General features: G+C 49.3%; 15 protein-coding genes. 4 read left to right on the top strand and 11 right to left on the bottom strand.

From position 1 onward, the window contains the following. Positions 1–17: 17 nt before the first annotated feature. From ilvN to N7E73_RS01845, 11 genes are all read right to left on the bottom strand, one after another. Positions 18–497, bottom strand: a complete 480-nt coding sequence (ilvN, locus tag N7E73_RS01895; protein WP_432737140.1) for an acetolactate synthase small subunit — start codon at positions 495–497, stop codon at positions 18–20. A gap of 207 nt (positions 498–704) precedes the next feature. Then, positions 705–3,815: an EAL domain-containing protein gene (locus N7E73_RS01890; RefSeq protein WP_432737139.1), complete on the bottom strand. Its 3,111-nt coding sequence runs from the start codon at positions 3,813–3,815 to the stop codon at positions 705–707. A 64-nt stretch (positions 3,816–3,879) separates the two neighbouring features. Beyond that, positions 3,880–6,099 carry a transglutaminase domain-containing protein gene (locus N7E73_RS01885; RefSeq protein WP_432737137.1) on the bottom strand — a complete coding sequence of 740 codons (2,220 nt, stop codon included), beginning with the start codon at positions 6,097–6,099 and terminating at the stop codon, positions 3,880–3,882. 101 nt (positions 6,100–6,200) lie between these two features. Next, entirely contained in the window at positions 6,201–6,512 is a 312-nt protein-coding gene (locus N7E73_RS01880; protein WP_432737135.1) for an iron-sulfur cluster biosynthesis family protein, read from the bottom strand. A 145-nt stretch (positions 6,513–6,657) separates the two neighbouring features. Next, entirely contained in the window at positions 6,658–7,500 is an 843-nt protein-coding gene (locus N7E73_RS01875) for an AraC family transcriptional regulator (protein ID WP_432737133.1), read from the bottom strand. A 7-nt stretch (positions 7,501–7,507) separates the two neighbouring features. Continuing rightward, positions 7,508–7,900 (bottom strand): cupin domain-containing protein, encoded by a 393-nt coding sequence (locus N7E73_RS01870; RefSeq protein ID WP_432737130.1) that lies wholly within the window; start codon positions 7,898–7,900, stop codon positions 7,508–7,510. A gap of 234 nt (positions 7,901–8,134) precedes the next feature. After that, positions 8,135–8,530 (bottom strand): OsmC family protein, encoded by a 396-nt coding sequence (locus N7E73_RS01865; RefSeq protein ID WP_432737128.1) that lies wholly within the window; start codon positions 8,528–8,530, stop codon positions 8,135–8,137. Positions 8,531–8,641: 111 nt separating this feature from the next. Further along, entirely contained in the window at positions 8,642–9,136 is a 495-nt protein-coding gene (locus N7E73_RS01860; protein ID WP_432737126.1) for a YkgJ family cysteine cluster protein, read from the bottom strand. Between the two features lie 67 nt (positions 9,137–9,203). Continuing rightward, positions 9,204–9,644: a GtrA family protein gene (locus tag N7E73_RS01855; RefSeq protein WP_432737125.1), complete on the bottom strand. Its 441-nt coding sequence runs from the start codon at positions 9,642–9,644 to the stop codon at positions 9,204–9,206. A 312-nt stretch (positions 9,645–9,956) separates the two neighbouring features. Continuing rightward, positions 9,957–10,355: a GNAT family N-acetyltransferase gene (locus N7E73_RS01850; protein WP_432737123.1), complete on the bottom strand. Its 399-nt coding sequence runs from the start codon at positions 10,353–10,355 to the stop codon at positions 9,957–9,959. Positions 10,356–10,532: 177 nt separating this feature from the next. Next, the gene (locus N7E73_RS01845; protein ID WP_432737121.1) at positions 10,533–11,480 is read right to left on the bottom strand and encodes a UDP-glucuronic acid decarboxylase family protein; all 948 of its coding nucleotides are present in this window, start codon (positions 11,478–11,480) and stop codon (positions 10,533–10,535) included. A gap of 148 nt (positions 11,481–11,628) precedes the next feature. On the opposite strand from N7E73_RS01845, the gene N7E73_RS01840 reads away from it, so the two are divergent. The 4 genes from N7E73_RS01840 (at position 11,629) to N7E73_RS01825 (ending at position 15,045) form a co-directional block, all read left to right on the top strand. Next, positions 11,629–12,939 (top strand): diguanylate cyclase domain-containing protein, encoded by a 1,311-nt coding sequence (locus N7E73_RS01840; RefSeq protein ID WP_432737120.1) that lies wholly within the window; start codon positions 11,629–11,631, stop codon positions 12,937–12,939. A 686-nt stretch (positions 12,940–13,625) separates the two neighbouring features. After that, positions 13,626–14,003 carry an NADH-quinone oxidoreductase subunit A gene (locus N7E73_RS01835; RefSeq protein ID WP_432737118.1) on the top strand — a complete coding sequence of 126 codons (378 nt, stop codon included), beginning with the start codon at positions 13,626–13,628 and terminating at the stop codon, positions 14,001–14,003. Continuing rightward, on the top strand, positions 13,982–14,521 hold the full coding sequence (locus N7E73_RS01830; RefSeq protein WP_432737116.1) for an NADH-quinone oxidoreductase subunit B: 540 nt from the start codon (positions 13,982–13,984) through the stop codon (positions 14,519–14,521). The genes N7E73_RS01835 and N7E73_RS01830 overlap by 22 nt, the downstream gene beginning before the upstream one ends. Further along, complete coding sequence (locus N7E73_RS01825; RefSeq protein ID WP_432737114.1) at positions 14,518–15,045, top strand: NADH-quinone oxidoreductase subunit C; 528 nt, start codon at positions 14,518–14,520, stop codon at positions 15,043–15,045. Before N7E73_RS01830 ends, N7E73_RS01825 begins: the two co-directional genes overlap by 4 nt. The last annotated feature ends 22 nt before the right edge of the window (positions 15,046–15,067 follow it).

Genomic DNA, 15,067 nt, shown 5'->3' with positions numbered 1-15,067 from the left:
GGTTGCGCGTCCGTACTCTAATCGTCACCGCGTTTGAGAGCTATCATGCCGGTGCGGCACATGCTTTTTATTCCGAAAGGATGCAGAATCTTTATAAGTCCTTCGACCCGCTCCTGGTCCCCGCTCAATTCAACCGTGATGGTCTTTTGTCCCATGCCGACCACGTCTGCACGGAAAACTTCAAATATCTGCATGATCTGGGACATGTTGTCCTTGTCTACTTCGACTTTGATCAGCACGAGTTCCCGGTCAACGAATTCCTTTCGGGCCAGGTCATCCAGTTTGATTACAAAATCCATATCCTCAAGTTCGCCTGTAACTTTAGCAATGTCTTCATCGCTTCCCTCGGCACAGATGACCATGCGGGATACATCCATGTTTTCGGTTTCCCCGCAGGAAATAGAGGTTATGTTTATTTTGTTGTTCTGGAAGGCAGCAGAGGATTCTGCAAGAACTCCGGGTCTGTTTCTCACCAGGGCAGAGATAGTATGTTTCATTGTTTCTCCTGTTATGACAGTGTGATCTCTTACGAAACATACACGCAAAGAAGTCCGCTAACAAGCGGTGACGCGACAAGTCATGATTGTTTTTGTCAGAGGTGATCAGCTTATTGAAAGCGTTTTAAATTTCAAGGGCAGACCTACTGGTAGGAGTCTTTTTGCGGGGCTAGGGATGTTGTGCCTTTATAAAGACGCAGCACTTTCTTATATAGAAGTCAGTCCGGGCGGGCAGAAGCCTTCGGAACGCATTTTAACCAGCTTTTCGGCATCTTCGCGGCTTTGGGGTTTGTCAAAGTAGAATCCCTGCACACAGTCGCAGCCGATTTCCTTGAGCAGGAGAAGCTGCTGTCTGGTTTCAACGCCTTCGGCAATTACATCCATGTTCAGGCTGTGTCCCAGTGCGTTAATGGCGCGGACAATCTCAAGGGATTCGTGGTCTTCGGCCATACGGCTGACAAACGATCGGTCGATTTTGACTGTGGAGGCCGGGAAGCGTTGGAGCTGAGCCAGAGAAGAATAACCGGTTCCGAAGTCGTCAACGGCAAGGCGTATGCCCATTTCTTCTAACATTTTAAGGTTCTGTGTGGAGGTCGCAGTCCTTTCCATGATGGCCGACTCGGTAATTTCCAATTTTATGCTTTTGGGAGAAACTTCGGTATCGTAGATGATTTTTCTGAGGGCTTCCACCAGATCAGGCTTTGAAAGCTGACTTGGGGAGAGGTTGGCGGTCAGGAAAAGGTCTTCCGTGTCCGGGAATTTGCGCATCCAGCAGGAAAGACAGTGGCAGGCCTCAAGCAGTATGAGCCTGTCCAGCTCCACTATCAGCCCGGTTTCTTCGGCAACCGGAATGATGTGGTTGGGAGTCAGGAAGCCGCGTTCCGGGTGATTCCAGCGTACAAGAGCTTCGAATCCGGCCAGACGGCGGGAGCTCAGGCAGTATACTGGTTGAAAATAGGGGAAGAATTCGTTCTCCGGTATGCCCTGTCTTATTTCGGTTTCCACGATCAGGCTTTGGAGGGCTTTTTCATGCATGGCCTTGTTGAAGACCTTGAATTTGTTAACTCCAAGTTCTTTGGCCTTGTACATGCTGATGTCGGCATCACGGACAATATGTTCTGGGTGCTCGTAGCTTGAGGTTTTGAAGACAATGCCTATGCTGGAACTGATAACTATTTCCTTGGAGGCAATCTGAACCGGCTTGCAAATTTCATTGCGGATGGCCCGGATTATCTGGATAACCTGTTGGGGAGTGCTGAACCCGTCAATAAGCACGGCAAATTCGTCACCGCCCATACGCGCCACGGTATCCATGTTACGGACACAGCTCTTGACCCGTTTTCCTACTTCGACGAGCAGTCCGTCTCCGGCCTGATGTCCGAGGCTGTCGTTGATACGCTTGAACATGTCAATGTCCAGCATGAGAACAGCAAAGTTGTGCGCGGGATTATGGCGGCCTCTTTCCAGAGTCTGCTCCAGTCGTTTAAGGAAAAGAGTACGGTTCGGCAGCCCGGTCAGGGTGTCATGCAGCGATTGGTGAGATAGTTTGCGCTCGTATTCCTTACGCTGCGAAATATCATCATAGATGATAAAGGTCCCTGAAATTTCATCATCAAAAATGAACGGATAACCAAGTATGGAAACCGGAACCAGTCTGCCATCGTGTGCCCTGCGCAGAGCTTCGGTCCTGAAGGTTTCTCCTCCAAGAATTTTTTTAAGGTTGGCCCGAACCTGTCCCTTGCCGTCAGGACAGAGATTTTCACAGCAGGGACTCATTTCTCCGGTTGTGTAGCCGAACAGTTCGGTAAAAGCCTTGTTTGTATCAACGACGTTGCCTTTGCAGTCGGTCAGAACAATGGCCTGAGGTGAACTTTCAAAGAACTGCATAAACCTTGATTTATGCCGGAAAATTTTTCTTTCGGCCACGATCTGCGGAGTGGAGTCGAATGCTGAACCGGTATAAAGGTTGGGTTTACCCTTGGAATCATAAAAGGCCCGGGCGTTCATGGTGATCCATTTCTCTTCGCCGCCCTTGTGCTTGACCCTTACATTCATGCCGCTGATGGAGCCGTCTGCAATAATTTTACGCAGAACCTTGAAGTGGTTTCTGCGGTCATAAATATAGTCGAATACAGAAGGGCGTTCGGCAATCATCTCATCAACGAAATCGTAGCCCATGATGGCTGCCATGGCCGGGTTGGCGATAATGATGTCGCCGTTCCGGGAGAACTGAAATATGGCAACAGTAGCGTTCTCAAATACCGACCTGAACTTTTTTTCACTCTCAAGCAGGTCCGTTTCAGCCTGACTGCGTTGCAGTGCGGCCGCAACCTGTTCTGATATGGCCACCATCAGGTCTATATCCTGATAAGTATAGGCATTGGCTTTCCGGTAGGACTGGATGGTCATGACCCCCATGATGCGTCCCTGATATCTTAGGGGGACGCCGAGCCATGATTTAGCAGGTGATCCTGCGTGCGGTCTTCTGTCGGAGAAGTCGTGCTCATCAAGCAGCAGCGGTTTTTCAGAGGAGATTACTTCGCTGCTTAATGTCTTTCCATTGGCAATGGACAGGTATTCATCCGGTGCAAAATAGTCTTTTTCGTCTTTGTAATATGGAAAGTGAAGTGCCTGCCTGGATTCGTCATAGAGGGCAACAAAGAAATTATCGGCTTCAATGAAATTTTTCAGGCTTTCGTGGACATGGCTCAGAAATTCGTTCGTATCGGCAGAGGAGTTCAGGGCTCCGGAAATTTTGTAGAGAATGGAGTTTATGTTTTCAGTCTGCTTGCGCGCGGATATGTCGCGCAGAGTTTCGATTGCGCCGATTGTGCGTCCGGCATTATCGACAATGGGGGCTGCCTGAACCCAAAGATTGGTGCTTTTACGGTCTCCAAGGTTCTCGATTCTGATTTCAGCAGCAAGGGCATTCCCGCGGCGGCTTATGGCCTGATATTCGATCTGTCCTATTTCATCACATCCGCAGACAAGGTCTATCAGTCCGGGAGTGCGTTGCCCGTGGATGATCATGGTGTGCTCGAAATCGCCCTTTCCGAGAATTTTAGAAGCCTGGATACCGGTGAGTTTTTCAAGAGCAGGATTCCATGCGATAACAATTCCCTCCTTGCTGATGGCAAAGGCAGGGTCCGGCATGAAATCCAGAAATTTTACGAATGGAGAATCAGGGGCTAGTTCGAAAGAATTATGACAGTGCGAATTTGCATCAATAAACTCAATGAGATCATTAATTTTTCCTGCCCCGAGATCGGCTGTGTCTTTACGTATTTCTTTCAGTTTTTTCTTCAGTTGCTCAAGCATTGTCGTACTCGATACTGCATTAAGTCTTTCTAAGCAAGTGGAGTGCTCACTTCTTTAGTTATTTCTACTGTTTTGAAGATCTTGGCCTTGGGCGCTCAATTCGTATGACCGATATGTTCGGTTCATTAAATTTGTTTCGTTCTGCGCTTATAAGGTAGCTGTCTTCTGCCGGGATATTGATCTCCCATGTGTTGTCTTTATCGTTGCCCTTGCCGTTAATGGTTTTCTCCACAATCGAAAAATATCCGTCATTATTGAGTCTGGAGACGGTAAAGTCCTTGAAATACTGCGCCTGTCTGTGTCCGGACGCAAATCCCGGCAGACTGAATTTAATTGTCTGCCAGGGAGCGTAATAGGCCGAACTTGCGATGGTCGCATTCCTGTTTCCGGTTTCGCTGCTGTTGTCCGGGTAGAATGGTTGCCAGTCCGTGCCGTCATAAAATTCCACCCAACCCTGCTCATCAAGATAGCGGGCCGGAATTCCAGCCGATCTGATGGCCGCAGTCGCAAAAATCCCTTTTTCATGCTCAGATGAAAAGGTCCCGGACGCCAAAACTCCCAGCGGGCCCAGACTGCATCCAAGCGGTCCGCGCTGAATTATAGTCAGGCTCTCGATTGCTCTGCCGATTTTATGAAGTGTTTTTTCCACGCTGCCACTGTCAGATGTGTTAAATTTCCGGTACAGGGCAGTTCGCCAGAAGCGCATCTGTTCATACATTATACGCGGATTTAAAACAAAATCTTCAAAAATATTATCGTCGTACCTGATACCTTTTTCCGAAGCTTCTTTTCGTGCCCTGTACGCAAACTCTACATTCGAAATAAGGTCGCCAGCGGTAATTTTGACAAGGTCTGCCGTGTCCATTGAAGCGATGACCTTTTGGAGTGACGAATAATATTCATCAGGACAATTCTGCAGGGCCAGAAGAATCTCCGGAACATTGAGCCCGGCCTTTACGATGCCTTCTGCTGATTTTCCGTTGAAATTAGCGGCGCCTGCTGCCATTCCTTCGAATCTGCGCAGTCGATCCTTTTTGATGGCCTCAAAATCAGCTTTTTGTGACCCCTCGGAGTTTCTGGGGGGGGCGGTCATTGCCAAATTGTCATTGTAAGCGAAGCGGAAGAAAATATTTCCCTGGGGAATATTGTCCGGCATAAGGCGTAGCTGGATTTTACTTCTTTCTGCCTGTTCACCCGGAATCCACGTTGAACCGACAAATGCCGATGAATTTCCCTGCACCGCCGAAACCAGAACCGATCCGGGGCCGAGCGTTATCTCCGCTTTTCCCTCTGCATCTGTTAGTTTTGCGGCAACAGGCCGAAATGATGCGTAATTGAAGACTGAGAAATATACTTTTGTTCCGGCCGCCGCCTTTTCGTCCGGGCCGATGACCTCAATCTCAGTTTTACCTGCCGGGGCATAGCGGGCAGTGGTATTGATGAGCGTACAGCCGAAAGGTCGTCCCATTACAGGGAAATCGGGGTGGGCAATCTGCCCGTATGCGTAGGATATTACCAGAGGCGCCTTGCGGGCAGAGCCTGTGAACCATGCGTGGTCCAGACCGTAATCCGGGTTGGCGGACTCTATGTAGTGCCATTTTCCATCGACCATTACTTCTGTCCATGTATGGTTATCGTTGGAATGCTGCCATGCCGGGACCATTACCTGCCGGGCCGGTATGCCGACACTGCGCAGGGCGCATACCGTCAGGATTACCGCTTCTTCGCAGCGCCCCCAGCCCCGGTTTATGGTCATGAGGGGGTTCTGGTCCCAGCGTTGTGTTGACTGAAATCCTGTCTTGGAGAAACACCAGAGATTCACCGCAAGAACTGCTTCTTCCATGGAGCCGCATCTTGATACAACGGGCAGCAGCTCCTCATAAAAAAGTTTTCGCCAGTTGGCGGCCTGTTCCTGACTTACCCGGTGGGGCAGGACATAATGAAGGAAGTCGGTCCATGACACATCCCGGCCCCATGGAGTGCTCCGGCGGGCAAGGAATGCGTATTCGAGATTCTCTGACAGTTGTTCGGCAGAAACTGATGCACGGTCGCATGGGGGTAGGTTGGCGACAAGAAATTGGGCCGCCTGTCGTTCTTCAGGGCTGCGGTATTTGTTCAGGAAATTTTCGATCTGGATTCTGTTTTTCCCGGCTGAGGATAGGACCTGTTCAACGGGAACTGAGTACGGGGAAATTTCTATGGGAGTGTTTCTGGACGAGCAGCCGTTTGCCGTAATCGCCAGCACTGTCAGCAGGAAGATAAGGAATTTTTTTTCTGAAACCATGGGCCGGGTCTATCATAGTGACAGGCTACTGTCATGGTGAAAATAAAACAGGCTGAAATCGTTTGATTCCAGCCTGTTGAGTTACGGTGACGGGGTGCTTATCAGCCACATCCGCCGCAGCAGCTGCCGCAACCGGATTCGCTTTTTTCAAAGACGAGGGAAGAAGAAATTTCGATACCCATCGGGGTAAGGTCAATTTCCATGGGTTTTGCCTGTTCGAGAAGCTCCTTGTCGATGACGAAATCATAGCCTTCAAGGTTGATGGTTTCATCGCCGTCCTTGGCAGCATCAATGCCCAGTGCAAGACGGGTTCCGCTGCATGCAGAGGCAATGTATATGCGGATAGGTTCTTTCTCTTTAGCTTCGAAGTGCTGATCAAGAACTTCTTTTGCTTTATCTGTGAGTGTGAGCATTAAATATCTCCTTTTGGGGTTTGTTTACTTTAAGGATAGCCTTCATGGTTGTTATGTCAACAGGCATAGGGGAAAAAACATCATGGTATTTGGTTGTCTGCTACTGTTTGCTGTTTTGCATAGAAGGCATCAATTAATCGTGTCACTACCGGTGAAGATTGTCTTTCAAAAAACGTCCCGGCGTTATTCCTGTTACACGTTTGAAGTGGCGCGAAAAATGACTCTGGTCAGAAAAACCAGAATTAAGTGCTGCTTCAGCTATGGGCTGCCCTGTTTTAAGAAGGCGCTCTGCCTCCTTTACCCGGCAGGATATGACCATTTCCTGAGGAGATAATCCATAGTGCCCGACGAAAAGTTTTTGAAGATGGAAAGGGCTGATACATCCGGTCTGCGCCAGATCATCCAGGGTTATTCTCATACGGAAATTAGCGGTTATATGGCGGTGAACACGTTCAAGGGCCTGAATCTGGGGGCCTGATTCATCCGGGTGGACTGTGCCGCAGCTCAAATTGAGGATGGCGTGGTACAGAAATGTTGTAAGGGCGGTTTCCCTCTCAAGCAGGGAACCCGGAACGTTCAGTTCGGTAAAGAAATCAGCAAAGGATTGCCCGTCGAACTCCCGGTGCGGGACAGTGCAGTCAAAATCCGGGGGATTTCCCGGTCTTCCGGTAATTTCTCCGGTCAGCTTTTCCATATATTTCGCAGTAACGCACAGAGCCCTGTAGGAATGGCTTCCCGTGGTGTCGGAGACGGACTCGCAGGTGTGGGACGTGCCGGGGGGAAGTATGCACATCTCCCCGGCACGGAAAACCGTTGCCCCGTTTTTGAAAATCATTTTCCTGCTGCCCTGCAGAACGAGTGTGAAAATGTAGCTTGAATGAACATGTCGGGGGAAACGGTTGGAAATGTCCGTACCCTCCACCGCAGCTACGTGCGGCAGCCCTTCAGGCTCGTGAAAAATGATTGTGTTGTTTACGGTGTGGGGCATGGCTGTGTCATATCAGGGCAGGGAAAAACTTGGCAAGCAGTACCAGCCCGTTATCCCCGGCAACGACACTGTGTTGCTTTCCGCACGGGATCACAGCCGAGCGTCCCGGGTGGTATGCTGACTCCTCTCCGTCAAGCACGACCTGTCCACTGCCTTTGATGACTTCATGAAGTTCCCATTGCGGATTGTGGGTGTGCGATTCAAGGGTGCAGCCGGGATCTATGCGCACCATATGGCAGCTCAGATTGCCTCCGGTGTTTTTTCCGCTGACAAGGTGTTTCAGATAGACTCCGGCAAAAGCGGGGTGAGGGTTCCATTCAAGATCAGAGCAGTTGATGCTGCCGTCTATGGTCTTCACGCATCCGTTTGCCATCAGTGTTGCAAATTCTTCACCAAGCATTTCAGTCTCCTTATGGATTTCCGGTTAAGGGTCAGTTGAATATCGCGAATTGTGTTGTTTTCGCTTGAAGCTTGCCTTGTTTGAACAGTCTGTGTGTGAACACAGTCAGTCCCTGTTCAGCCAGTTTTAATCAGATGTATGGGACGCGTATTGTACGATCTTGGGAAAAAGGAAAGGGCGGGAAGAGCATCGCTGCTTCTCCCGCCCTTTCAAGGCAAAGATTACGGTAAGGAATTACATTATTTCAAGGTTGAAGGCCGGGGGATTCAGCAACTGCTTCTTGATGGTGCACATGTCCACAGAACGCAGCAGTGCCGCTTTGTATTTTTCCGGAAATCCTTCAGGCAGGGTCAACTGGTATTTGTACTTGCTGACTTGTTTGGTTTCAGGGTCCACCGTGTATTCAATTTTCATTGCCAGTCCGTCCATGGAAATTAAACGGCTTTCGCAGAAATTGCGGGCATAATGGGCAGCACAGGTGGCCAGTGAAGCCAGAAAAAGGTCCAGCGGGGTAGGGGCAGAACCGGCTCCTCCGTATGCCACGGGTATATCCGTGTCGATAGTGAAGCTGTCGGTTGTTGCAGATACCTTCTTACCCGGACCGAATTCGATCTTCATTTCATTGGTCATTCAGACTCCAAATCCGCCAAAAATGTTAATGAAAAGGAACGCTGAAAAGCACGACCCAAAAATAGCTTGCCTGCAGGTAAAAAATCAATGGGCAGAGCCTGAAAAAATATTTTATTTGTCCTTGTTGTCGCTTTTGCTGATATTGGAAAAACAGGCAGAACCGCATTGAGTGTCGGCCTTGACTGCCTGATCAAGGAGTTTCTCGAAATCAACCTCTGTAGACATGCGAAACCCGCAGCCATCAGGCAGGTGGCCGTTCTGCGCATAGATGGAGGGGGAAGGAAAAAGTTTACACAGTTCCGGGCGATTTTCGTAGTCATCGCAGGTTCCGTTTTCGTTGAGACATCTGCAGGCAAACTGAAGGTGGCCGGAGGCCGTTTTGCCGATGACTTCAAAGCGACGCAGGTATTCGTATTTATTCTTGGCCCGGTTGAACTGGCGGACATGTTTCAACCATTTTCCGTCAATGTGCAGGCTTATTCCACGGCAGCAATTTCCGCACATGCCGCATGATCCTCGGATTACAACCATCTGGTTGTCTTTTTTTAGCATCCATCTGCGAAGAAGATAGCTGAGATGGTCTATGAAGTCGTTAAGAAAGGACATTTTCTGCGGCATGGTTACAGGGTTATGCCTGCTAAGTAGTCTTCTGCCGGGACGAAAGCAAGGGGGATTAGAGATGTTTTCCCGCTACCCTGAAATTAACATGCAGATTGAGCAGATAGTTCCACATGCCGGTGACAAGGGAAACCATGATTCGTGAAACTATATATTGCCAGTTCAGAACCGAAGTCATTATGTGCATGCCTCCGGTGACAATGGCCAGTCCGGTTCCGGCAATCAGCAGGAATCCCAGGTAACCTTGCTTCAGGCTGCGCTCGGTCCCTTTGAAGACAAAAGACCTGCTGATGATATAGTTCAGGGATACAGCGAGAAGAAAGGCCGTACCTGCTGCCGTTACCGGATTCCAGCCCAGTTTTTCAATAAAAATACAGAGCAGTCCCAGATCAAACAGGAATGTTCCTCCCCCTACGCATCCATAGCGCAGGAACCGGTATACCCCTTTGGTGTCCAGAGTCTGTTTTCGTTCGGTACGTTTATTGGGCGATTTCATTGAGGCGGGGTTGGCTGGGGATTCGCGTCCTATCTATATGATTACTTGGGGATGGCAGGGGCGATCTGTAGATTCAGGTGCATTCAGTTGTAGAAAGCCGTTACACGCTTTAAAAGTCAAGCCTTGCAGTGAAATATAACGCGTTTGTAACTTTGTTTTCAAAAAGAAAGACCCCGTTGGCCAAGGGGGTGAAATCCTTGCCAACGGGGCTTGCGGCGTTCGGGTCAGGTTGCGCCAAACCTCCCTTTTGCCGTCTGGAAGAAAGGGTGTTTGTTCGGGGAAGGAACAAAAGAGTGTGAGTAAAATTTATACTTACAGGGTGGATACGAACATGGGGGCTTTATCGGTATGGTGACTGAACCCGCAGCTTTTATAGAATCCGACCTGTTTATCTATCGAAATCAAAACCTTTCTGGGAATCTCCTCGTAAACTTCAAGCATTCCCTCAACGAGTCCTTTACCCAGACCCATTCCCTGATAGTCGGGATGGACAAGCAGGTACTGGAAGTAGGTGGTCAGTACTCCGTCGGTCATGGAGTTTATCAGCCCTATCAGGCGGTCTCCGTCCCAGACAGAGTGCACTTTGTGGGAGTTGCGCATGGCTTGCTGCAGTTTCTCGGGGTATTTACCGGATTCCCAGCTTACCGAGAGGAAGAGTTCTTCCAGAGCATCTACACTGAATTCGTTGGTCCAGCTGAATGAGATTGCCATTCTGCACCTCCTTTCCGTGCCTCGTTGAAGAACTTATAGGCAACGGCTTTCCATATGTCTAATATATAATTTGTGTTTGTTTGATACTTTTTACGTCTTGATTGGTTCGATTAAAAAACGGGCTGAACTTCATTCGAAGATCAGCCCGCATTCAGGATAAAATTGTGTTCAAAGTGTTTAGTTCGAAAGAATTCTGTCGAAATACTCAATGGTAGGCTTCAGCCCTTCTTCCAACGGAGTGTGAGGAGTCCAGCCTAGTTCTTTTTGGGCCAGCGCTATGTCCGGCCTGCGCTGGCATGGGTCGTTTTCAGGCAGCGGGCGGTAAACCAGCTTTGACTTGGAACCGGTCATGTCAATTACCAGTTCTGCTAGTTCCTTGATGGTGAATTCTCTGGGGTTCCCGAGATTGACGGGGCCAGTAAAGGAATCATCGGAATTCATGAGTCTGATGAAGGCTTCGATAAGATCATCAATGTAGCAGAAAGATCGGGTCTGGGAGCCATCGCCATAAATTGTGATGGACTCGCCTTTCAAAGCCTGAACAATGAAATTGGATACCACGCGGCCATCGTTTACAGCCATACGCGGCCCGTAGGTGTTGAAGATGCGTGCTACCTTGATTCGAAGGCCGTGCTGGCGGTGGTAATCGAAAAAGAGGGTCTCGGCACAGCGTTTGCCTTCGTCATAGCAGGCCCTTAAACCGATCGGGTTGACATTTCCCCAGTAGGATTCCGACTGGGGGTGGCAGGTGGGATCTCCGTATACTTCGGAAGTTGAAGCCTGAAAAATTTTGGCTTTTACCCGCTTGGCAAGCCCCAGCATATTGATTGCCCCATGTACGGAAGTCTTGGTGGTCTGCACCGGATCGAACTGATAGTGGATGGGAGAAGCCGGACAGGCAAGATTGAATATGTTGTCCGTCTCCACATACAGCGGAAAAGTCACGTCATGACGCATCATCTCGAAATAAGGGCTGTCCAGCATTTCAATAATATTTGATTTCTGCCCGGTGTAGAAGTTGTCTACGCAAAGGACCTCGTGTCCGAGTTCCAGCAGTTTTTCGCACAGGCGAGAACCGAGAAATCCGGCTCCTCCGGTGACGGTGTAATGCTGTGTCTGTTTCATCAGTGCCTCCGTACGGGGATGATTTATTGACCCCGTATATAACTACTTTGAAAACAATGATAAAACAACCCGTAAATAAACTGAATGATCCCGGAAAAAATGCCGGAACGGGGTTTAATCTTTTTTGGAAATGTATTATCAGTCTGTTATGGAAAATACCCTTAAAATACTGATTACTGATGACAATGCCGTAAACCTTACCCTGCTTGATAGGTTGCTCAGGTCGGACGGGCTTGAAATCTGTAAGGCATTCAGCGGTGAAGATGCGGTGGAATTGTGCAGAGAGCATGATTTCGCCCTTATTCTGCTGGATGTACAGATGCCCGGAACCGATGGTTACGAGACTGCCCGCAGGATTAAGGAAATAGAGCATTGCAGGACGGTACCCATCATTTTCCTCACAGCCATTTACAAGGATCCTGCATATGCCCGCATGGGATACGAGGCCGGTGCCGTTGACTTTTTGACCCAGCCCATTGAACCGCTTGTTCTGCGGGGCAAGGTCGGTGTCTTCCTTGAGTTGAAGCGTCAGAAGGATCTGCTCGAAAAGGAGATTGCACAGCGCATCACTACAGAGCGGGCTTTGCGCAAGGCCGAGGAGAAGTACAGGAATATTTTTGAACGCGCCGTCGAAGGTATTTTCCGTTCCACACTTGGCGGCAGGTTTCAGGAGGTCAATCCGGCCCTTGCCAGAATTCTTGGTTACGGTTCGCCCGAGGCTGTAATTGCCGGTACAACCGCGATTGAGTCCTTCGCCGATCCGGAAGAACGGCGGCGCTATATTGAAACGATGATGCGCGAGAAGGGACTGAAGGACTATGAGATTCGGGTACGCCGTAAGGACGGATCTCTTATCTGGATCTCTGAAAGCAGCAGACTGTTTGAGGAAAACGGTGAATTTTATGTGGAAGGAGTGGTGGAAGATGTAACCCACCGCAAACTTTGCGAACTGGAACTTCAGGAAAAAGCTACCCTGGATGCTTTGACCGGAATCCCCAACAGATATCTGTTTTTTGACCGGCTCAGTAAATCCATTGCCAATGCGGAGAGGTACGGCGAAAGTCTGGCCCTGCTCTTCATTGATCTCAATGAGTTCAAGAAGGTTAATGACCGTTATGGACATCATACCGGCGATCTTCTCCTGAAGCGGGTTGCAGGACGTCTGCAGTCGCGCCTGCGTGCTTCGGATACCATTGCGCGGCTGGGCGGCGATGAGTTTTGCGTCCTGCTTGAGAGACCGGGAGATGAATCTTCCATTGCAAGGATCGCCTGTGAATTTACGCAAAGTCTTGCAAGGTCGTTTGATTTTGACGGTATGTCCTGTTGTGTCGGGGCTTCCATCGGTATCAGCCGCTATCCACAGGACGCAGTCGTTGCCGACGAACTGGTAAAAAAAGCGGACATGGCAATGTATAAGGCCAAGTGCGAACACGGAAGCATGTACACGTTTTATTCTTAGAAATCCTGCCGTAAAAGTGCGGCCTGCTGCGTGGTTCTGATTGATTGAAATCATGTGCACCGGAAGTCTGCTCTTGGCTGATTTCTTTTGTGACTAGCTTGGTATGCTTGGCGGGAAGTCAGTGTTTTAAACGCGATTAATACTGTATCCATTTGTCTCCGGGGATTTTCACGATTTTTAAAGTGTTTCAGCCTGTCTTGGGCGGAAACACTTTTTTTTATGGATGTTATCGTCGCTTTGGCACCAACGTGAATGTTTGTGTCTATATGACCCGCGCAGTGGCGCCAAAAAGGAATTGTGAAAAAAAATACTAATTATGAAGCCGCTAAATGAAAGAGTTAAATACAGCAAATGGGGCTGTGTGTCACAATTTTCAAGTAAAACAGTCTTGTGTATGTGGCAGGATATGTTAAAAGAGGATGAAATTTTTGGATTTAATGCTTTGTCCATGTAACAGTCTGTTTTTCAGTACTAAAACAATGTGAATTATATAACTGACAACAGTAATTAAGGCTTTTGCTGCAGTTCACCAATTTGGCTTCCTTGACACTGGAACGGGCGGGTGAGATACAATGAATCACGTATATTTTTTTCAATAAATCGGGTTGTTGCTTGTCTGTTAGATGAAATTTGTATAGTTATCTTTTTCGTGTCACGAAAACAAAAAAAATATGAGAGGTGAGAGGATGGTTTTCAGCTGGCTTCAGTTTGCCGTTTTCATGTTTCTTCTCGGTGGGTTGCTATTTGCCGGAGGGCCTTTGATCCTGTCCGCCCTTATAGCGCCCAGAGCCAAGGGCGGCGATATGGGGATGCCGTTCGAGTGCGGCATGAGGCCGCACGGGCGGGCCTGGAATCAGTTCGGCATCAGCTACTATGTTTATGCATTGCTGTTTCTGGCTTTCGATGTGGACGTCCTCTATCTTTTCCCGGTTGCATCCTGGTATCCGGAGGCAGATGGGCTGTTCGCGTTTATTGAAGTGGCCGGTTTTCTGTCCGTACTTGCAGTTGCAATCATCTACTTCTGGAAAAAAGGAGTGTTCACATGGCCCCGCAAGATTTCCTGACCCCCGGAGGGCATAAAATAGAGGACGGCCTTGTCCGGCTGGAACTGGCTGAGGACGCGATGAATATCTGCCGTTCCATGTCCCTGTGGCCCATGACTTTCGGACTGGCCTGCTGTGCGATTGAGATGATGGCTGTCGGTATGGCCCGGTTCGATATGGCCCGGTTCGGGGCAGAGGTTTTCCGTCCTTCGGCAAGGCAGTCAGATCTTATGATCGTGGCGGGAACAGTCACCAAAAAGATGGCTCCTGCTGTTGTCCGTCTCTATGAACAGATGCCTGCTCCGAAGTGGGTTCTGGCGCTTGGCAACTGTGCCATTTCGGGCGGCCCTTTCAAGTTCAAGGACCAGTACGGGATTATTGAGGGTGTGGACAGACTTATCCCTGTTGATGTCTATGTGCCGGGTTGTCCTCCGCGTCCGGAAGCTCTGTTGGAGGGGTTGTTCCAGATTCAGGAAAAGGTGACCGGTAAACGCTGGTGGCCAGTACCGGAAGCCCTTGAAAAGGAGAATGCCAGATGATGGACAAGAATATCAAACTTCCGGTCAGCCCGTTGATGGTGGGCCGGGGAATTCCGGAATCATCCGGCATAAATTTCAACGTGTTCCTGCTTCCGGAAGATATTGAGCAAGCGGCCCGGGCCATGCTTGAGCAGGCTTATCATCTTGAAAATATAGATGCTCTCGATGTTACGGAAGGATTTCTGATTACCTATTATTACGCACATTTCACTAAACCGGGACGAGTGGCCCACAGGGTTCTGATCCCCAGGGATGAACCTGAAGTCCCGTCCATCTCAGGCATCTATCATGGTGCGGATTGGCATGAGCGTGAATGCAACGATTTCCACGGTGTGAAATTCAGCGGTCATCCCAACCTGCTGCCGCTGCTGCTTGATCCTGAAACTCCCAACGGCGTGCTGCTTAAGGCTGAGACAGACCGCAAGCCGCTTCGCGAAGTGCTTAATCCCGGAGAAATTGTTTTCAAGAACGAAGGTTTTACCCTTTTCGACGAGAACATGCCGGAGGAACCGTCTGAAGGTTAAGGCTGGTTCCAAAGACTCAATT

This window comes from Maridesulfovibrio sp. FT414 (genome assembly GCF_050916235.1).
Lineage (GTDB): Bacteria > Desulfobacterota > Desulfovibrionia > Desulfovibrionales > Desulfovibrionaceae > Maridesulfovibrio.
The sequence above is the reverse complement of the archived record's forward strand: the minus strand, read 5'-3'. Positions and strand labels throughout refer to the sequence as shown.